The sequence below is a fragment of the Arsenophonus nasoniae genome (genome assembly GCF_004768525.1).
GTDB lineage: Bacteria > Pseudomonadota > Gammaproteobacteria > Enterobacterales > Enterobacteriaceae > Arsenophonus > Arsenophonus nasoniae.
This window is the reverse complement of record NZ_CP038613.1, coordinates 3245163-3264655: the sequence shown is the minus strand read 5'-3', so window position 1 is coordinate 3264655 and position 19493 is coordinate 3245163. Positions and strand designations below refer to the sequence as shown.

General features: G+C 39.0%; 16 protein-coding genes, 1 pseudogene and 1 other annotated feature. Of the genes and pseudogenes, 12 read left to right on the top strand and 5 right to left on the bottom strand.

The window, feature by feature from the left end:
- The first annotated feature begins 17 nt into the window (after positions 1-17).
- Both radA and nadR read left to right on the top strand, forming a co-directional pair.
- On the top strand, positions 18-1400 hold the full coding sequence (radA, locus tag ArsFIN_RS16545; RefSeq protein WP_026822488.1) for a DNA repair protein RadA: 1383 nt from the start codon (positions 18-20) through the stop codon (positions 1398-1400).
- 11 nt (positions 1401-1411) lie between these two features.
- The gene (gene nadR, locus ArsFIN_RS16540; protein ID WP_026822487.1) at positions 1412-2659 is read left to right on the top strand and encodes a multifunctional transcriptional regulator/nicotinamide-nucleotide adenylyltransferase/ribosylnicotinamide kinase NadR; all 1248 of its coding nucleotides are present in this window, start codon (positions 1412-1414) and stop codon (positions 2657-2659) included.
- Between the two features lie 43 nt (positions 2660-2702).
- Here nadR and ettA read toward each other — a convergent pair whose 3' ends face one another.
- Positions 2703-4370, bottom strand: a complete 1668-nt coding sequence (ettA, locus tag ArsFIN_RS16535; protein ID WP_034249459.1) for an energy-dependent translational throttle protein EttA — start codon at positions 4368-4370, stop codon at positions 2703-2705.
- A gap of 438 nt (positions 4371-4808) precedes the next feature.
- On the opposite strand from ettA, the pseudogene sltY reads away from it, so the two are divergent.
- A pseudogene (gene sltY, locus ArsFIN_RS16530) lies at positions 4809-6728 on the top strand (murein transglycosylase).
- Between the two features lie 73 nt (positions 6729-6801).
- A complete protein-coding gene (trpR, locus tag ArsFIN_RS16525) occupies positions 6802-7122 on the top strand; it encodes a trp operon repressor (RefSeq protein WP_034249457.1) in 321 nt (106 codons plus the stop codon).
- Positions 7123-7193: 71 nt separating this feature from the next.
- Here the strand turns inward: trpR and yjjX are convergent, their stop codons facing one another.
- Complete coding sequence (gene yjjX, locus ArsFIN_RS16520; RefSeq protein ID WP_026822484.1) at positions 7194-7733, bottom strand: inosine/xanthosine triphosphatase; 540 nt, start codon at positions 7731-7733, stop codon at positions 7194-7196.
- A 51-nt stretch (positions 7734-7784) separates the two neighbouring features.
- Between yjjX and gpmB the strand changes: the two genes are divergently transcribed.
- Entirely contained in the window at positions 7785-8444 is a 660-nt protein-coding gene (gpmB, locus tag ArsFIN_RS16515; protein ID WP_026822483.1) for a 2,3-diphosphoglycerate-dependent phosphoglycerate mutase GpmB, read from the top strand.
- An 80-nt stretch (positions 8445-8524) separates the two neighbouring features.
- On the opposite strand, the gene robA is transcribed toward gpmB, so the two are convergent.
- Positions 8525-9442, bottom strand: a complete 918-nt coding sequence (robA, locus tag ArsFIN_RS16510) for an MDR efflux pump AcrAB transcriptional activator RobA (RefSeq protein ID WP_026822482.1) — start codon at positions 9440-9442, stop codon at positions 8525-8527.
- A 164-nt stretch (positions 9443-9606) separates the two neighbouring features.
- Between robA and creA the strand changes: the two genes are divergently transcribed.
- Entirely contained in the window at positions 9607-10080 is a 474-nt protein-coding gene (creA, locus tag ArsFIN_RS16505) for a protein CreA (RefSeq protein WP_026822481.1), read from the top strand.
- Positions 10081-10128: 48 nt separating this feature from the next.
- On the opposite strand, the gene arcA is transcribed toward creA, so the two are convergent.
- On the bottom strand, positions 10129-10845 hold the full coding sequence (arcA, locus tag ArsFIN_RS16500; RefSeq protein ID WP_026822480.1) for a two-component system response regulator ArcA: 717 nt from the start codon (positions 10843-10845) through the stop codon (positions 10129-10131).
- Positions 10846-11489: 644 nt separating this feature from the next.
- Between arcA and thrL the strand changes: the two genes are divergently transcribed.
- The 4 genes from thrL (at position 11490) to thrC (ending at position 16334) form a co-directional block, all read left to right on the top strand.
- Positions 11490-11558, top strand: a complete 69-nt coding sequence (gene thrL, locus ArsFIN_RS28890) for a thr operon leader peptide (RefSeq protein WP_135678238.1) — start codon at positions 11490-11492, stop codon at positions 11556-11558.
- Positions 11497-11624: a sequence feature (Thr leader region), on the top strand. It overlaps the preceding gene by 62 nt.
- 24 nt (positions 11625-11648) lie before the next feature.
- Positions 11649-14108, top strand: coding sequence for a bifunctional aspartate kinase/homoserine dehydrogenase I (gene thrA, locus ArsFIN_RS16490; protein ID WP_026822479.1), 2460 nt, complete (start codon positions 11649-11651; stop codon positions 14106-14108).
- A gap of 1 nt (position 14109) precedes the next feature.
- Positions 14110-15039 carry a homoserine kinase gene (thrB, locus tag ArsFIN_RS16485; protein ID WP_026822478.1) on the top strand — a complete coding sequence of 310 codons (930 nt, stop codon included), beginning with the start codon at positions 14110-14112 and terminating at the stop codon, positions 15037-15039.
- A gap of 2 nt (positions 15040-15041) precedes the next feature.
- Positions 15042-16334, top strand: coding sequence for a threonine synthase (gene thrC, locus ArsFIN_RS16480; RefSeq protein WP_026822477.1), 1293 nt, complete (start codon positions 15042-15044; stop codon positions 16332-16334).
- 34 nt (positions 16335-16368) lie between these two features.
- Here thrC and yaaA read toward each other — a convergent pair whose 3' ends face one another.
- Positions 16369-17145 carry a peroxide stress protein YaaA gene (yaaA, locus tag ArsFIN_RS16475; RefSeq protein WP_026822476.1) on the bottom strand — a complete coding sequence of 259 codons (777 nt, stop codon included), beginning with the start codon at positions 17143-17145 and terminating at the stop codon, positions 16369-16371.
- Positions 17146-17399: 254 nt separating this feature from the next.
- Here yaaA and tal point away from each other — a divergent pair, with 254 nt between their 5' ends.
- Together tal and mog are read left to right on the top strand one after the other, a co-directional pair.
- On the top strand, positions 17400-18353 hold the full coding sequence (gene tal, locus ArsFIN_RS16470) for a transaldolase (RefSeq protein WP_026822475.1): 954 nt from the start codon (positions 17400-17402) through the stop codon (positions 18351-18353).
- Positions 18354-18532: 179 nt separating this feature from the next.
- Positions 18533-19108, top strand: a complete 576-nt coding sequence (gene mog, locus ArsFIN_RS16465) for a molybdopterin adenylyltransferase (protein WP_026822474.1) — start codon at positions 18533-18535, stop codon at positions 19106-19108.
- Positions 19109-19493: the final 385 nt, after the last annotated feature.

Genomic DNA, 19493 nt, shown 5'->3' with positions numbered 1-19493 from the left:
TAAGAGAGGCAATGGCGGTGGCAAAAGCAGTAAAAAGAGCATTTGTCTGTAATGAATGTGGTGCAGATTATCCACGTTGGCAAGGCCAGTGCATCGCTTGTCATACTTGGAATACAATCACAGAGGTAAGGTTAGCTGCCAGTTCTTCCTCACGAGCAGAACGCTTTAATGGTTATGCCGGCGGGGCTGGCGGTAATCAAGTACAGAAATTGTCTGCTATTAGTTTAGAAGCATTGCCACGTTTTTCTACCGATTTTAAAGAATTTGATCGCGTGCTGGGTGGTGGAGTAGTACCGGGTAGTGCAATCTTGATTGGTGGTAATCCAGGTGCAGGTAAAAGTACATTGCTGCTGCAAACTATGTGTCGGCTTTCATCACAAATGAAAACTTTATACGTTACCGGTGAGGAGTCTTTACAGCAGGTGGCGATGCGAGCTCACCGATTAGGGTTGCCGTCCGATAATCTCAATATGCTATCTGAGACCAGTATTGAGCAAATTTGTTTGCTAGCAGAGCAGGAACAGCCAAAATTGATGGTGATTGATTCTATTCAAGTCATGCATATGACGGATATACAATCATCACCGGGTAGTGTGGCACAAGTGCGAGAAACTGCCGCATATCTTACCCGATTTGCTAAAACACGAGGGATCGCCATTATCATGGTAGGGCATGTGACTAAAGATGGTTCTTTGGCCGGCCCAAAAGTGCTTGAACACTGTATTGACTGTTCAATAATGCTTGACGGTGAAGCAGACTCACGATTTCGTACTTTAAGAAGTCATAAAAACCGATTTGGTGCGGTTAATGAACTGGGTGTATTTGCCATGACGGAAAAAGGGTTAAAAGAAGTCAATAATCCTTCTGCTATTTTTCTTAGTCGGGCAGAAGAGATCACTTCGGGCAGTTCGGTGATGGTGGTTTGGGAAGGAACACGCCCATTGCTGGTGGAAATTCAGGCATTAGTGGATTATTCAATGTTAGCTAATCCACGGCGGGTTGCTGTCGGTTTAGAACAAAATAGATTAGCAATTTTGCTGGCTATTTTGCATCGGCATGGTGGATTACAGATGTCGGATCAAGATGTTTTTGTTAATGTTGTTGGTGGCGTTAAAGTAACGGAAACGAGTGCCGATCTTGCTTTGCTGTTTTCTTTAGTGTCAAGTTTCCGTAATCGTCCACTGCCGCGTGATGTTGTAGTTTTTGGTGAAGTCGGTTTGGCTGGTGAAATCCGTCCAGTACCGAGTGGCCAAGAGCGGATCATTGAGGCAGCAAAACATGGTTTTAAACGCGCGATTGTCCCTTATGCGAATGTACCCAAAAAACCATTACCTAATATGCAGTTATTTGGTGTGAAAAAACTGTCAGAGGCATTAACGGTTATGGAAGACTTTGATTAACCGGAGAGGCGATGAAACAGTTTGATTATTTGAAACAGGCAATTAAGCAAACGGGTTGTACTCTACAACAAATTGCTACAGCTTGCAGCATGACTAAAGGTTATTTAAGCCAATTAATTAATGGTAAAATTAACAATCCTAGCGCGCGAAAAATTGCCGCCTTACATCGTTTTTTAAATATTGAATATCCATTAAAGCCTAAACGGATTGGCGTAGTATTCGGTAAGTTTTACCCCTTACATACTGGCCATATTTATTTGATACAACGCGCATGCAGTCAAGTCGATGAATTATATGTCATTCTTTGTCATGATGAACCACGTGATCGAGCGCTTTTTATTGACAGTTCTATGTCACAGCAACCGACAGTAAGCGATCGGCTACGGTGGTTATTACAAACTTTCAAATACCAAAAAAATATTTATATCCATTCCTTTGATGAACAAGACATCGAGCCATACCCACATGGCTGGCAAGTATGGAGCGAAGGAATGAAGAAATTTTTAATGGCAAAAAATATTCAACCACAATTTATTTATTCAGGTGAAGTGGATGATATTGCGCATTATAAAAAATATCTTGGTGCAGAAGTGGTGCTGATTGATCCTGAGCGCACATTTATGAATATTAGTGGTCATCAAATTAGGCAAGCGCCATTTCGGTATTGGGAATATATTCCAACAGAAGTAAAACCTTTTTTTGTCCGTAAGGTAGCCATATTAGGAGGTGAGTCGAGTGGTAAATCGACTTTAGTTAACAAGCTGGCAAATATTTTTAATACCACCAGTGCCTGGGAATATGGTCGTGATTATGTTTTCTCTCATTTAGGGGGCGATGAGATGGCGTTACAATATTCTGACTATGACAAGATCGCATTGGGTCATGCAAAGTATATTGATTTTGCCGTTAAATATGCCAATAAAGTTGCGTTTATCGATACTGATTTCATTACCACCCAAGCTTTTTGTAAACGATATGAGGGGAAACCACATCCTTTTGTGCAAGCATTGATAGATGAATACCGTTTTGATCTGGTTATTTTACTAGAAAATAATATCCCATGGGTGGCTGATGGATTACGTAGTTTAGGGAGTGATGAGGAACGCAAAACATTTCAAAATTTATTGACTGAACTACTGGTTGAAAATCAAGTGCAGTTTGTGGTGGTTGATTCGCCTAATTATGATGAGCGTTTTTTACGTTGTATTGAGCTGGTTCAGCAATTACTTATGCTGGATGAAAAATCTCCGAGACTTTAAATGATAAGGCTCGCTTTAGCAAGCCTTATGCTATTAGGATTATTTATTTGCTCATCTTTTTATATTTGATGCGATGAGGTTCTAGCGCATCAGCGCCCAATGTCCGTTTTTTATAATCTTCATATTCGCTAAAATTACCTTCAAAGAAAGTGACTTTTCCTTCATCCTGATAATCAATAATATGAGTAGCAATCCGGTCAAGAAACCAGCGATCGTGGGAAATAACTAATGCACTGCCAGGAAATTCCAGTAATGCATTTTCTAACGCGCGTAATGTTTCGACATCCAAATCGTTGGTTGGCTCATCCAGTAGCAGCATATTTCCACCAACCTGGAGTAGTTTTGCCAAGTGTAAACGGCCACGTTCACCACCAGAAAGTTCGCCAACGCGCTTACCCTGGTCAACGCCTTTGAAATTAAAACGCCCGACGTAAGCTCTACTTGGAATTTCAAAATTACCGATGCGCATAATATCTTGCCCGCCGGATACCTCTTCCCATACTGTTTTATTATTGTCCATCGTGTCCCGGAATTGCTCAACCGAGGCTACTTTAACGGTTTCACCCAAAGTGATGGTGCCAGAGTCAGGCTGTTCTTGACCTGAAATCATCCGAAAAAGGGTTGATTTTCCTGCGCCATTTGGACCGATAATACCTACGATAGCCCCTTTAGGGATTGAGAAACTGAGGTTATCAATTAAAATTCGATCACCATAAGATTTACTGAGATTTTCAACCGTTAAAACTTTGTCACCAAGACGCGGTCCTGGCGGAATGAAGAGCTCACTAGTTTCATTACGCTTTTGATAGTCAACACTGTTTAACTCTTCAAAACGGGCTAAGCGGGCTTTTCCTTTTGCCTGACGACCTTTAGGATTTTGTCGGATCCACTCAAGTTCTTTTTCGATCGATTTGCGGCGAGCTGCTTCGCTGGAAGCCTCTTGTGCCAGGCGAGTCTCTTTTTGTTCCAACCAAGAAGAATAATTACCTTCCCATGGAATACCCTCTCCTCGATCAAGTTCCAGGATCCAACCGGCAACGTTATCTAGGAAGTAACGATCGTGAGTGATAGCAACAACGGTACCTTCGTAATCATGTAAAAACCGTTCTAACCAGGCAACGGATTCTGCATCCAAATGGTTAGTTGGCTCATCAAGTAATAGCATATCGGGTTTTTCCAGCAGTAGCCGACAAATCGCTACTCGACGTCGCTCTCCACCTGAAAGTTGTTCTATTTTTGTCTCCCAGGCTGGTAAGCGCAATGCATCGGCTGCACGCTCCAACTGGTTATCCAAATTATGACCGTCATGTGATTGCAAAATAGCTTCTAACTGACCCTGTTCTTTGGCCAATTTATCAAAGTCAGCATCAGGTTCAGCGTAGGCAGCATAAATTTCATCAAGGCGAGTAAGGGCATTTTTTATTTCACTAACTGCCTCTTCGACTGCTTCACGTACAGTATGATTAGGGTTAAGTTTTGGTTCCTGAGAAAGATAGCCAATTTTGATCCCTGGGTTAGGGCGTGCTTCACCTTCAATTTCAGTATCGATGCCAGCCATAATGCGAAGTAAGGTTGATTTACCCGCTCCATTAAGGCCTAGAACGCCAATTTTGGCACCTGGGAAGAAACTTAGAGAGATATTTTTTAAAATATGCCTTTTCGGTGGGACAATTTTTCCCACTCGATGCATGGAATAGACGAACTGTGCCAATTTATTCTACCTTTTTGCTTATTGAATAATTTTAGATATCAACGTGTTGCTTATCTCATTTGAAGAAATATATTCAGGCACTTAGTTAAATTCTGCCTAAATTGCGATTAATAATATTAATAAGATCTTAATCAAGATTTATTGCTGATTTTTAGCATAAAGTTTTGTTAAAATAAATGATTACCTTATCCATATTGTATTAAGCCATTTAATTGAGCGGGTAGATTGCTGAGTGCATATTATACACGATTCTATTTACTATCATTAGTAGTTTAGTTTTTAGCTAGGATATTAATTGTCAAGGGTACTGACAATCATTTTGCCATTCTATGGAATTGTATTTTTATGATCTATTTTTAATTATCTCAGTGATTATATCTGTTTTTGATAATAATATTTCTATATAGATATTGTTATCTTGAACAGGAGTCAACAGCGATGTCGAAAAAATGGTGGCAAGAGATAATATTGCTGATGATACTCTGGTTATCTTTCCATGCTCTGGGGGACTCATTAACTGCTCAACGTGAGCGTTATCAGGCAATTAAACAAGCCTGGGATGCTAATGATAACCAGCGAGTCTCAAGTTTGATGCCAACATTAACAGAATATCCGCTTTATCCCTATTTAGAATATCGGCGATTGACACAAGATCTTAATACAATCTCGATAGCGCAAGTTAAGAATTTTATTAATCGATATCCTTATTTTCCTCTCAATCAAAAATTATCTACCCTTTTTATCAATCAGCTTGCCGAGCGCAGCGAATGGCATAGCCTGCTAACTTTTAGCCCTACACCACCGAGCCCAGTTATGGCTCGTTGTAATTATTACTATGCCAAATGGCAAACGGGTAATAAGCAAGCGGCGTGGCAGGGAGCAAAACAGATTTGGTTACACGGTTATTCACTACCTAAAGCGTGCGATCAACTTTTTACCCTTTGGCAACAAGCGGGTCAATTAACGACTGAATTGATTTTGCAACGTATTTTTTTAGCTATAAAAAACAATGATGCTGCTCTGATCACCCGCTTAGTCAATCGTTTACCCGCTAAGGATCAAATTATCGGTCAACGCTTGGCTAAATTACAGCAAGATCCCACTTTAGTCCTGGAATTTGCTAGCAAGGTCAAGCCATCAGAGTTTAATCGACAAGTGATATTAGTGATCTTTAGCCGTTTTGCGCGTCAATCGGTAGAAAAAGCCAAGCTAGCGATCCCAATGATAACGCAAGCCCAGAAAATGAGCCATTTACAACAACAGCAATTAAAGGAGGATATCGCCTGGCAATTATTCGGTGATGTGACGCTAACACAAGCAAAGTGGCGCGATAGTGTTATTCAACATTCATCTTCCATTTCTTTGCGTGAACGGAGGGTACGTTTAGCGTTAGCAAGCAATGACATGCATTCGCTTGCGCAATGGTTAAAACGATTACCGAAAGAGAGCAGAAATAAGGAAGAGTGGCAATATTGGCAGGCGATCACCTTAATCGCTCAAGGCAAACATAGCCAAGGTAAAAAGATATTATTCAATTTGGTCAAGCGACGCGGATTTTATCCCATGGTTGCGGCACAAAAATTAAACATTCCGTATCCTATTAATATTGCGCTTGCCACTAAACCTGAAGAAGATATCGATTCATTGCCTGAAGTGCAGCGAATTGGCGAATTATTGTTTTGGCAAAAGGAAAATTTAGCTCGGACTGAATGGATCAATCTGCTTATCAGGCAGAAAAAAAACCACCAACAGCAACTAGCACGCTATGCATTTGAACATCGGTGGGCTGATTTGAGTGTACAGGCGACAATTATTGCCAAACTATGGGATCATTTAACAGAACGTTTTCCTATTGCCTGGTAACAGGAATTTGAGCGCTACACAAAAGATAAAAAAATTGATAAAAGTTTTGCTATGGCGATTGCCAGGCAAGAAAGTGGTTGGAATCCACAAGTGCGTTCCGCGGCGGGTGCGATTGGTTTGATGCAATTAATGCCACAGACAGCACAACAAGTGGCAAAATCTAATGGCATTTTAGATTATACCGATAGTCGTAAATTGATTGATCCAGCAAAAAATATTGAGCTTGGAACCGCATATTTAGAGAGCGTTTTTCAGCAATTTGGTTTTAATCGCGTATTAGCTTGTGCAGCTTATAATGCAGGTCCTGCCAGAGTGACACGTTGGTTGGCCGTAAGCGACGGAAAACTAAATGCTATCGCTTTTATTGAAAGTATTCCATTTTCTGAAACCCGACGTTATGTTAAAAATGTACTAGTCTACAATCTTTTTTATCAACATTTACTCGGCAAATCAATTAAACTATTGACAGAAAGTGAATGGCTGATGAACTATTAATGCTCTTTGTATCCATCACCGAGCCATTTATGTTATGCTATTGTACTAGTTAAATAGTATGGCGGTATATATTATGGAAAACTATCTTATTGATCCAGCCCTTCAACCTGAAGAAAATAGTGATTGGCAACGTTTTGTCGAATTATTACATAGTGCTTTTCAACATGAGTTACAACAACCCATTTTACAATTATTTTTAACCCCAGATGAACGTTTGGCGCTCGGGACAAGAGTGCGGATTATCCAGGCATTAATGGAAGGAGAAATGAGTCAGCGGGAGCTTAAAAGTGAGTTAGGAGTCGGGATTGCAACCATCACACGAGGTTCTAATAGTTTGAAGAGTGCGACTAAAGAAGTGAAAGTTTGGTTGGAACAGCAGTTACTCAAGCCATAAAAATGTTTTATTAATTGTCTAAATATACATCTTTAGCCAATCTTTATACGATTTGGTATAGATGACATGACTTAGTCGTCATGCATCATATTAAGTTCTTTATAAATTTCATGTTGGATAGGTGCTAATGCTAAAATAAGCGCTTGCTGGTAGACACTGGCACGGCTGAGTAAACCATTGGTAAAAAAACCAATTGCCCCTTCGTTATGTTTAATATTAGCCATACCAGTGATATTCGCCATTACATCGCCTAACTCGCTGCCTTGCTGGATGCTAAGCAGAATTTGCTCGGGCAACATAATACTGGCAGAACGCGATTCACCTCGAATTTGTTTATGCTCAATGCTAATCCAGGCAAAAGTCATTTCATCTTCGATGCCAGCTTCTATACCGACCCAAAAATCTGCTTCAGGTCGAACTTGGCGTAAGGCCATAACGCGCTGGCGTGCACCTGTGCGAGTTTCTATATTACCAATTGGTTGCTTGGCTACGTTACTACTCACATTGATGCTCTCGATTTTATAATTGTTTGTACCAAAAACCGCTTCGAATGCTAAGTGAATAGCGTTTATTTTGGCCGGATTTGCGGTTGCTGCGATTACTTTATACATTAATTAGTATCCTCTAGAATATTATTATGTGCAGTATAATGGAAAATTATTATGTTACAGGTCTATCTTGTTCGCCACGGAGAAACTGAATGGAACGTGGCTCGGCGTATTCAAGGACAATCTGACAGCCCACTCACTGAAGTTGGTATTAGACAAGCTAATTTGGTTGCTGAAAAAGTTAAATCAATAGGCATCACTCATATTGTATCCAGCGACTTAGGGCGCACACAGAAAACGGCAGAAATTATCGCGCAAGCTTGCCATTGTAACATTATTCTTGAGCCACGGTTAAGGGAATTGAACATGGGAATACTAGAAGGGAGGGCAATTAGTTCGTTAAGTGATGAAGAAGAGCGTTGGCGTCGTAGTTTGGTTAATGGATCTCCCGGGGCACGTATTCCCGATGGAGAATCTATGGGAGAGATAACTAAACGCATGTTTACTGCTCTAGAGGAGTGTCGTTCTTTGCCAGCGGGGAGTTTACCTTTATTGGTTAGTCATGGGATAGGGTTAGGTGCGCTTCTTAATCGCATACTGGGTGTACCGACTTACGCTGAAAGACGTTTACGTTTACGTTTACGTTTACGTAACTGCTCTATTTCAAAGGTAGATTTTCAGGAAACGCCTTGGTTGGCGAATGGTTGGGTAGTAGAAACCGCGGGGGATATATCTCATTTAATTGAACCTGCATTAGATGAACAGCAAATTTAACGTTAATAATTAAATAATGTAAGAATAATTTTGCCAAGGGAAAAATTCCCTTGGATTTGATCAACTAGCAACTATTATAATCAATTAGTTTTCAGTGGAGGGAGAAGTGTTCTTTTAATCGGCACAAAATAATCAAATGCGACCATATGGTTTTCCGGATTATCGTAGTTACATTCAGGGTTATTAGGATCTTTGAGGTGATAATGTTCTATATCATGTCCCGCGCGGCGGGTTAGATTGAGATTAGGCATATAAACACCATAAATCATATACAAAAACTGTTGTAGATCGCTTTTTGTTGGTTTTCCTTCAAAAGTAAACCGGGCATAATCACCGCCTTCGATGATAATTGAATGATATAAATTATTTTTATTATCAGCATATTGTGGTTCGACTGCAGTGATATATAAAACAGTTTGTTCCTCGTCCTTTTCTGAACTATGTACGACCCGATGTAATCCATAAACTTCATTAGGTATATTTTTTGCTTTATCTTGATAATATTGCCAGAAATGTTTGCGCATTTCGGCACATGCAGTAGACCACTCTTCTAATATATATGAACAAGTTTGTTCTATTCCCATTAAATGTTTGGGTGTCAGTGTGACAAAGGATACATTAGGTAATTTTTGTTCTTCTAAAGTAATGGGTGGTTGCATACCTGTAGCACACCAATCTTCACTACGACGATAGAGAGCCGGTGTAATGCCAAATTGTTTTTTAAACGCACGGGTAAAAGTTTGCTGTGAATCAAAACGGTATTGCAGTGCAATATCAAGAATTGGTCGACTAGTCAGCCTAAGAGCAACAGCTGCACGGGAAAGTCGGCGAGCACGGATATAAGAGCCAATTGCTTGCTGAGTAATGTTTTTAAACATCCGCTGTAAATGCCATTTTGAATAACCCGCTTTAGCCGCGACGTTATCAAGAAATAGTGGTTGATCTAGATGCGTGTCGATCCAATATAGTAAATCGCGGATAATATTGTTTTGATCCATAGAAGTACCTAGTTTAAATAATCATCTATAAATAGTATAAAGACTTTATAATAAACATCCATTTAATACTAAGTTGATTTATATTGCTATTTTATTATTTTTATAGATATTAATAATGTAAAAATAATTTTATTATTAAATGTGTATTAAGGAAAATTAATATCATGCGAGATTTATCAAAATTACTATCTATTTTAATAATATTTTTTCTACCAATTACCATATATGCAGAAGAAATCGGTTCTGTTGATACTGTATTTAAGCTCTTTGGTCCTGATAATAAAATTGTTATTGAAGCATTTGACGATCCGGATATTAACAATATAACTTGTTATCTAAGTCGAGCAAAAACAGGCGGTATTAAAGGGGGTCTTGGCCTGGCAGAAGATACTGCTGATTCGGCAATTTCTTGTCAGCAAGTTGGGCCAATAATTATAGATGACAAAATTAAATTAAATAATAAAAAGGGACAAGTTGTTTTCCAAAAACGTACTTCATTGATTTTCAAAAAACTACAGGTAGTACGTTTTTACGATAAGCAACGGAATGCACTTATTTATTTAACTTATTCAGACAAAATAATTGATGGCTCGCCTAAAAATGCGATTAGTGCCGTGCCAATTATGCCATGGCATTAAAATATATTAAAACCCCAATCTAAATAAAAGGGGTTTAATATTCTATATTTATTCTTCAATATCACCACAGAAACGATAACCTTCACCATGGATGGTGGCAATAATTTCGGGTGTGTCAGCTATCGATTCAAAGTGTTTACGAATACGGCGGATAGTCACATCAACCGTTCTATCATGTGGCTTTAATTCACGTCCGGTCATTTTTTTCAATAGTTCTGCACGTGTTTGAATTTTACTTGGATTTTCACAAAAATGTAACATAGCTCTGAATTCACTACGTGGTAATTTATATTGATCACCGATCGGGCTGATTAAAGAGCGACTATTAATATCCAGTTCCCAGCCGTTAAATTTATAACTTTCAACCTGACGGCGTTCGCCACTGATTTGGCAAAGATTCATGGTGCGCGAAAGCAAATTTCGGGCACGAATTGTTAATTCACGAGGATTGAAAGGCTTAGTTATATAATCATCAGCCCCAATTTCTAATCCTAATATCTTATCAACTTCATTATCACGCCCAGTAAGAAACATCAGCGCGACATGAGCTTGTTCACGTAATTCGCGTGCAAGTAGCAGACCATTTTTGCCTGGCAAATTAATATCCATAATGACCAGGTTAATATCATTATCAGATAAAATATTGTGCATTTCGGCACCATCAGTAGCTTCATGTACAATATAGCCTTCTGCTTCGAAAATGCTTTTTAAGGTATTGCGTGTGACAATCTCGTCTTCAACAATCAAAATATGTGGGGTTTGCATATGTGCTACCTAACTCTCTACAATATAAATTACCAGATTTACACACTAATGTTTCAAGAGCATGCTTTCTCTAATTTCGTTTTATAATACTAATGAAAGCTTAGCGAATATCATTAAAGTTCATATAAATTTTTTGTAACAAAAAAACAATTATGCCGAACCTAAAAGAAATTTACTAAACAATTCTTTTCTCATTTTATGTTAACAGCAATATAACAGCTAAAAGGTTATTTACCACCTAAAAAAATGACTTTTGTTGATACACGTCAAAATCGAAATAAAGCTATTATAAAGATTATTTCTTAAATTATATGATTTTTTGTGTCATAAAATATTGTATTTATATTAAATTAGGCGCTAATGTAATTTATTTGAAAAATATAAACGCAAAGCCTCGTATTATTATTTATCTGTTTACATACTAGCATTCGTGACGGCAAATAGATAAAAATTCTTATTTATTCGGTTATGGATGTTTTTTTATCTACTTAAAGTGAAATGTATTCTGTACGTGAAGTTACTTAACAAAGATATAAATATGTTTAATAGGTTTTAGTAATTAAAGAACAGATTATTTGACTTTGCATTAAAATTGCTTTAACCAGTATATAGCTAAACATTTTTTATAAAAAGTTAGGACTGTGATGCGTAAGACCAGCTTCAATACTACCACCATTACCACTACCGTAACCATTGGTTATGGGGCGGGCTGACGCATAACTAAAATCGAAATCGAACAGAAAGCCCGCATCCAAGCAAATGATGCGGGTTTTTTTTTAACCCAATTCCAGGAGGAAAAATCAATGCGTGTGCTCAAATTTGGTGGAACGTCGGTTGCCAATGATAATAAAATGCTTAACGTTGCTAATATTGTTGCGGATAAATTTACAGCAGGGCCGGTGGCGTTAGTTTTGTCAGCACCTGCTAAGATCACGGATTATCTTATTGCTATGATCGATGCAGCGACGTCGGGCGCTGATATTACTCCACATATCAAAGGGGCTAATGAAATTTTTTCTGCGTTGATCTCCGGTTTGCAAGAAAAGCAATCTGATTTTGCCTATGAAAAAGTCAGGCAAATGATTGAAAATGAGTTTATTCAAATTCAGCAAATATTGCAGGGTATTGAGCTATTAGGTTTGGGGCAATGTCCAGCAAGTCTCTATGCTGGATTAATATGCCGTGGTGAAAAAATGTCAATTACGATTATGGCATCGATACTGCGTGCACGTGGTTACCTAGTAACGATTATTGATCCAGTAAAAAATTTATTCGCTGAAGGTCCTTATCTTGGTGCGACAGTCGATATACGTGAATCTAGCCAGCGCATTAGTGCTTTGAATATACCTAAAGATCATCTTATTTTATTGGCGGGATTTACTGCCGGTAATGGGCAAAATGAACCGGTAATATTGGGGCGTAATGGCTCTGATTACTCAGCGGATGTTCTAGCCGCTTGCTTACGGGCAGATTATTGTGAAATTTGGACCGATGTCGCTGGGGTTTATACTTGTGATCCTCGTATCGTGCCAGAAGCTCAGTTGCTAACAGAAATATCTTATCAAGAAGCGATGGAACTCTCCTATTTTGGAGCTAAAGTCCTGCATCCTCGAACAATTGCTCCGATTGCCCAATTTCAGATCCCTTGTTTAATTAAAAATTCCTCCGCGCCTGAGGGTAAGGGTACTTTAATTGGTAATATTGAAAATAGTGAATGTATGCCAATTAAAGGGATCACTAGCCTAAATAATATGGCGATGATTAATGTCTCAGGACCTGGCATGAAGGGTATGGTAGGTATGGCTGCTCGCGTCTTTTCCGCGCTGTCCCAAAAAGGGATTTCAATTATATTAATCACGCAATCTTCTTCTGAGTACAGCATTAGTTTTTGTGTATATCAGGAACAGTTATCACAGTCATATCAGGCACTGAATGAAGAGTTTTATTTGGAATTAAAAGAAGGTTTACTTGGTTCATTAGATATCATCGAGCAGTTAGCGATTATCTCAGTAGTTGGTGATGGTATGCGGACTTGCAAGGGAATATCGGCCCGTTTTTTTGCTGCCTTAACGCGTGGTAATATTAACATTGTCGCTATTGCACAAGGCTCTTCAGAGCGCTCAATCTCTGCCGTGATTGATAATAATATGAGCACCATTGCGGTGCAGTTATGTCACCAAATGTTGTTTAATACCGATCAAATTATCAATGTTTTTGTTGTTGGTGTTGTTGGCAATGCTTTACTTGAACAAATTTATCGGCAACAAAATTGGTTGAAAAAGCAACAGATTGATCTGCGAGTTTGTGCAATTGCTAATTCGCGGGTGATGTTAACGGATATTACAGGATTAACGTTGGATAATTGGCAAATAGCGTTATCACAATCTAAACGATCTTTTAGTTTACGTGATGTGTGCCAATTACAAGATAAACATTGTTTTCTAAATCCCGTTATCGTTGATTGTACCGCTGATCAGCAAATAGCGAAGCACTATGTTTTTTTGCTCAAGGCAGGATTTAATATTGTTACGCCAAATAAAAAAGCTAATACCGATAGTATGCATTATTATCGCCAGATCCGATTAGTTGCTGAGCAATCAAAGCGTAAATTTCTGTATGAAGCGAATGTCGGTGCTGGTTTGCCTGTCATTGAAAATTTACAGAATTTACTCAATGCAGGTGATGAACTGCTAGCGTTTAGCGGGATTTTATCTGGCTCACTTTCCTATATTTTTGGTTTACTTGATGAAGGAATGTCTTTATCGCAAGCAACACAGTTAGCGAAAGAAAAAGGTTTTACTGAACCGGATCCTCGTGATGATCTTTCTGGTATGGATGTTGCACGTAAGTTGCTGATTCTGGCGCGTGAAGTAGGTTACTGTCTTGAGCTTAGTGATATTGAAATTGAACCGATCTTGCCTATCTCTTTTGATACCAGTGGTAACGTTAACCATTTTCTTCAACGATTAACCCAATTAGATCAAGATTTTAAGATAAGAGTTGCCCAAGCAGCGGCACAGGGAAAAGTCCTTCGATATGTCGGGTTAATTAAAGACGGTCGTTGTCAGGTAAAAGTGGTAGCCGTCGATGAACATAATCCTCTTTATAAAGTTAAGGATGGTGAAAATGCTTTAGCATTTTATACCCGCTATTATCAACCAATTCCATTAGTATTAAGAGGTTACGGTGCAGGTAATGAAGTTACTGCCGCAGGGGTATTTGCCGATATATTACGGGCACTAACAAGGAAAATAGGAGCATAAAATGGTTAAAGTTTATGCACCCGCATCGATAGGCAATGTCAGTGTTGGGTTTGATGTATTAGGTGCGGCTATCTCTCCAATAGATAATCAGCAATTAGGCGATTGTGTCTCGGTCGTAAAGGCGGATAAATTTAATTTGAAAAATAGTGGCTTTTTTGTTGCTAAATTGCCCCAGCTGCCACAGCAAAATATCGTTTACCAGGCCTGGCAACTGTTTTGTCAAAAATTGGGCGAATCTCTCAATGTTGAAATGACATTGGAAAAGAATATGCCAATAGGTTCTGGATTAGGCTCGAGTGCCTGCTCAGTGGTAGCCGCACTGATGGCATTAAATGAGTATGCCGGTTGTCCTTTTGATAAAAACAGCTTGTTATTAATGATGGGGCAATTAGAAGGCCGTGTGGCTGGTAGTATTCATTATGATAATGTTGCGCCTTGCTATTTGGGCGGTATGCAGCTTATCGTCGAACAAAATAATATGATTAGTCAAGCAATCCCTACTTTCGCTGATTGGATTTGGGTGATGGCTTACCCTGGTATCAAGGTTGCGACAGCAGAAGCGAGGGCTATTCTGCCAACGCATTATCAACGGCAGGATACGATTAATCATGGTCGATTATTAGCTAGTTTTATTCATGCTTGTCACACACAACAAACTGATTTAGCGATCGATATGTTGCAGGATGTGATTGCTGAGCCCTATCGTGCTCAAATATTGCCCGGTTTTATATCCGCCCGCGAAAAAGTAAAAAATCTCGGTGCAGTCGCTTGTGGCATCTCTGGCTCAGGACCGACATTATTTGCAATTTGTTATGAAAGAGAGACGGCAGAAAAAGTAATGCAATGGCTGACACAACATTACCTACAAAATAGTGAAGGTTTTGTACATATGTGTCGTTTAGATCAAGTTGGAGCAAGAGTGATAGGCTAAAAATGAGATTATATAATTTAAAAAATCAAAACCAGCAGGTCAGTTTTGTGCAGGCAGTAAAACAGGGGCTTGGTCTGCAGCAGGGTCTTTTTTTCCCGCTTAATTTACCAAAACTAAATGATGAGCAGCTAACTAAATGGTTACAGTACGATTTTATCACCCGTAGTAGCCATATCTTATCCACCTATATTGGCGATGAAATGCCGTTTGAACAAGTGACAGAAAGCGTCAAAAAGGCATTTAATTTTCCGTTAGTTGTTAGGCCAATAGAAGAAAATATCGCCAGCCTGGAGTTGTATCATGGTCCAACCTTAGCATTCAAAGATTTTGGTGGGCGGTTTATGGCACAAATATTGGCACAAATTGCCAGCAATGAACCTATTACTATTTTAACTGCGACTTCAGGTGATACTGGCGCAGCCGTTGCCCATGCTTTTTATGGTCTCAATAATGTTCAGGTAATTATTCTCTATCCGGAAAATAAGATCACCTCTTTGCAGGAGAAGTTATTTTGTACACTCGGGGAAAATATCCATACTATTGCTATCAACGGTGACTTTGATGATTGCCAAACACTGGTAAAACAGGCATTTGATGATGAAGAATTAAAACGGATATTATGCTTGACCTCCGCTAATTCGATTAATATTAGCCGCTTATTGGCACAGATTTGTTATTATTTTGAGGCTGTTGCCCAGCTACCGGTTGAAAAACGTCAGCAGTTAGTTATTTCGGTACCCAGTGGTAATTTTGGTAATTTAACTGCCGGCTTATTTGCCAAAGCTATGGGGCTACCGGTGAAACGTTTTATTGCCGCCACTAATGTTAATGATACCGTTCCACGTTATCTGTCCGAGGGGCAATGGTTACCACATCAGACAATAGCGACCCTGTCAAATGCGATGGATGTTAGTCAGCCAAATAATTGGCCACGGATAGAGGCGCTATTCCTGTACCAAAAATGGGCGCTTGATGAGCTTGGTTATGGCGTTGTTGATGATAAAATGACCGCAAAAACCATGCAAGAACTGGCGAGTAAAGGTTATATTTCTGAGCCACATGGCGCAGTTGCTTATCGTATTTTACGTGATCAGCTGCAAGATGATGAATACGGACTGTTTTTAAGTACCGCACATCCAGCTAAATTTAAACAAAGTGTAGATTCTATTCTCGCTAAATCATTACCATTACCAACTGCTTTAGCAAAACGGGCTAAATTGCCGCTATTTTCCCATCAGCTACCCGCTGATTTTGTTTTATTACGTAAATTTTTGCTCAAGCATGTGACTAGATAACAAAGTACTGCAATGGAAGCATTAGCTTCCATTGTTAACCCTGTTGAGATCGTTTAAAAACTAGCTCATTATCTTTGGAAGCAGCGTCATCAAATTGATAACCGGCTAAATTAAATTCAGTCAGTTGCTGAATATTTTTTAGTTGATTTTGAATAATAAAGCGACTCATTAGCCCACGGGCTTTTTTAGCATAGAAACTAATAACTTTATATTTGCCCTGTTTTTCATCTAGAAAAATAGGTTTAACAATATAAGCATCCAGTTTTTTGCTATTAATGGCTTTAAAATATTCATCTGATGCTAAGTTAATTAGAATATTATCACCTTGACTATTTAGGGCTTGATTAAGATTTTCAGTAATAATATCACCCCAAAAAGCATAAAGATCTTTTCCTTGTTTATTATTTAGTTTAGTTCCCATTTCTAATCGGTAAGGTTGCATCAGATCAAGTGGACGTAATACACCATATAAACCGGATAGAATCCGAAGATGTTTTTGGGCAAAAGTAAAATCTTTTGGCGTAAAACTGTCCGCTTGCAGGCCGGTATAGACATCACCTTTAAAGGCTAAGATCGCCGCTCGGGCATTCTCTAGCGTAAAAGTAGCATGCCACTGTCCAAAACGAGCGGCATTTAAACCAGCCAATTTGTCACTAATATGCATTAGACTAGCAATTTCCGCTGGTGTAAGTTTACGGCAGATCTGAATCAATTGCTCTGCCTGTGTTAATAGGGTTGGCTGGCTATATTCAGTTGTAGCCAACGGACTTTCATAATCAAGTGTTTTGGCTGGTGAAATCGTGATAAGCATAATTACTACCCAGTAAAATTCAAAAATAAGCGACTTCATTAAAATGATGTATTGCTATCATTGAGGTTATTTGTAGCATTTATCGTTAATTATTGCTATTCAAACGACAGTAGGTTATGAAAAAAGGCAGGCTAAATATGTTATCGATAACAATGGTTGCTGCACTTATTTGTTGTAATATCAATGCATGATATTATCACAGCAAGATAGGATTGTGAGCCTCGGCTTCATCTCAATAACGACAGGATTAAAAAATGAGCGATAAATTAACCTCTTTACGTAAAATAACGACGGTTGTGGCAGATACAGGGGATATTAGCGCAATAAAGCTTTATAAACCTGAAGATGCAACCACTAACCCCTCTTTGATCCTTAATGCGGCTCAGATCCAAGAATATCAGCCACTCATTGATGAAGCGATCAAATGGGCACGTGAGCAAAGTAATTCACGCGCGCAACAAATTATTGATGCATGCGATAAGTTGGCAGTTAATATTGGGTTAGAAATCTTACAATTAATTCCAGGAAGAATTTCAACAGAAGTTGATGCGCGTCTTTCCTATGATAGCGATGCATGCATTAAAAAAGCGCGCCGTATTATTAAACTTTATAATAGTGCCGGCGTTAAAAATGATCGTATTTTGATAAAATTAGCTTCAACTTGGCAAGGTATTCGCGCAGCAGAACAGTTGGAAAAAGAGGGTATTAACTGTAACTTAACCCTATTATTTTCTTTTGCTCAGGCACGTGCTTGTGCTGAAGCCGGTGTTTATCTGATCTCACCCTTTGTCGGTCGTATTCTTGATTGGTATAAAGCGAATACCGATACAAAAGAGTATGCTCCACAAGAAGATCCTGGTGTTATTTCTGTTACACAAATTTACAATTATTATAAACAACATGACTACCAAACGGTGGTAATGGGAGCCAGTTTCCGCAATAGTGGTGAAATTTTGCAACTGGCAGGTTGTGATCGTTTAACGATTGCGCCGGCATTACTTAAAGAACTTTCTGAGTCTCAAGGTGAAGTTGTTCGCCAATTGGCATTTGATGGTCAAATACAGTCACCACCTAAACCGATGACGGAAGCCGAATTCTATTGGCAACATCATGCTGATGCTATGGCGACCGACAAACTGGCTGAGGGTATTCGTAAATTTGCTATCGATCAGGAAAAGTTAGAAAAAATGGTTGCACAACAACTGTAATTAATATTTCTCTGTTATAAATAAAAGCCTAGTGGACTATCTTACTAGGCTTTTGAGTTTTATTTGTTGGGCTAAGGGTGCTTAAGGGAATAATATTATTTATCTTTGGGTTGCTACAGCAAAAGTTGAATAGATTTAGTATTAAACATCTTGTTTTCAATATCAAATTTGAGGATCTCATGGATAAATTGCGGATAGGTTTGGTTTCTGTTTCTGATCGGGCAGCGAAGGGAATTTATCAAGATCTGGGCATCCCTACACTTAAAAATTGGCTTTCCACAGCACTTAAAACCGCTTTTACCATTGAGTCACGTTTAATCCCTGATGAGCAAAAAATTATTGAACTCACACTTTGTGAGCTAGTTGATGATCTAGCTTGTCATTTAATTTTAACTACCGGTGGTACTGGGCCAGCGCTGCGTGACGTAACACCGGATGCGACACTAGCGATTGCCGATCGGGAAATGCCGGGTTTTGGTGAACAAATGCGGCAAATCAGTTTGCATTTTGTCCCAACGGCGATCCTATCACGTCAAGTTGGCGTCATCCGCAAGCAAACATTGATTTTGAATTTACCCGGACAACCAAAATCAATTACAGAAACATTAGCCGGTTTAAAAGATCAGCAGGGAAGCGAAATTGTTGCTGGAATTTTTGCTAGCGTACCTTACTGTATCCAGTTATTAGAAGGCCCCTATGTTGAAACCGATCCCAGCGTTATTAAAGCATTTAGACCTAAATCAGCGATGCGTTAGCATTGATCAACCGGAGGACTTTTGCATTACAGAATAATGTTAGTCATGATTACAACAACAGTTAATTGCGTTGCCATCAAATAGTGGCAATTGTTAAATACAAAATTTCTTCATTACTGTGATAGTGATGGCTGCTGTTGCCCAGGCGTTATTTTCGGCTTTATTCACACTATCGAAAGGCAAAAGATCCTGCCATATCAACATCAATTCAGGCTAGCTAAATTTTTCCGATATTTATAGCTTCACTGCCAGTTTGGCAGTCATAAGAACTAATATAAGCCATGGTGCGCAGTTTTTGTGCCACACTGGCGAGTGCTATTGCAACTGCTTTATTATTCAGCCCCGCTATGCCTAAAATATAGGTTTAACAAGCCACACTATTTTG

Coding starts and splice junctions, on each gene's coding strand:
- thrC (WP_026822477.1), top strand. CDS start 15,042: ATGAGATTATATAATTTAAAAAATCAAAACCAGCAGGTCAGTTTTGTG.
- thrB (WP_026822478.1), top strand. CDS start 14,110: ATGGTTAAAGTTTATGCACCCGCATCGATAGGCAATGTCAGTGTTGGG.
- gpmB (WP_026822483.1), top strand. CDS start 7,785: ATGTTACAGGTCTATCTTGTTCGCCACGGAGAAACTGAATGGAACGTG.
- thrA (WP_026822479.1), top strand. CDS start 11,649: ATGCGTGTGCTCAAATTTGGTGGAACGTCGGTTGCCAATGATAATAAA.
- arcA (WP_026822480.1), bottom strand. CDS start 10,845: ATGCAAACCCCACATATTTTGATTGTTGAAGACGAGATTGTCACACGC.
- robA (WP_026822482.1), bottom strand. CDS start 9,442: ATGGATCAAAACAATATTATCCGCGATTTACTATATTGGATCGACACG.
- trpR (WP_034249457.1), top strand. CDS start 6,802: ATGGAAAACTATCTTATTGATCCAGCCCTTCAACCTGAAGAAAATAGT.
- yaaA (WP_026822476.1), bottom strand. CDS start 17,145: ATGCTTATCACGATTTCACCAGCCAAAACACTTGATTATGAAAGTCCG.
- tal (WP_026822475.1), top strand. CDS start 17,400: ATGAGCGATAAATTAACCTCTTTACGTAAAATAACGACGGTTGTGGCA.
- creA (WP_026822481.1), top strand. CDS start 9,607: ATGCGAGATTTATCAAAATTACTATCTATTTTAATAATATTTTTTCTA.
- nadR (WP_026822487.1), top strand. CDS start 1,412: ATGAAACAGTTTGATTATTTGAAACAGGCAATTAAGCAAACGGGTTGT.
- mog (WP_026822474.1), top strand. CDS start 18,533: ATGGATAAATTGCGGATAGGTTTGGTTTCTGTTTCTGATCGGGCAGCG.
- yjjX (WP_026822484.1), bottom strand. CDS start 7,733: ATGTATAAAGTAATCGCAGCAACCGCAAATCCGGCCAAAATAAACGCT.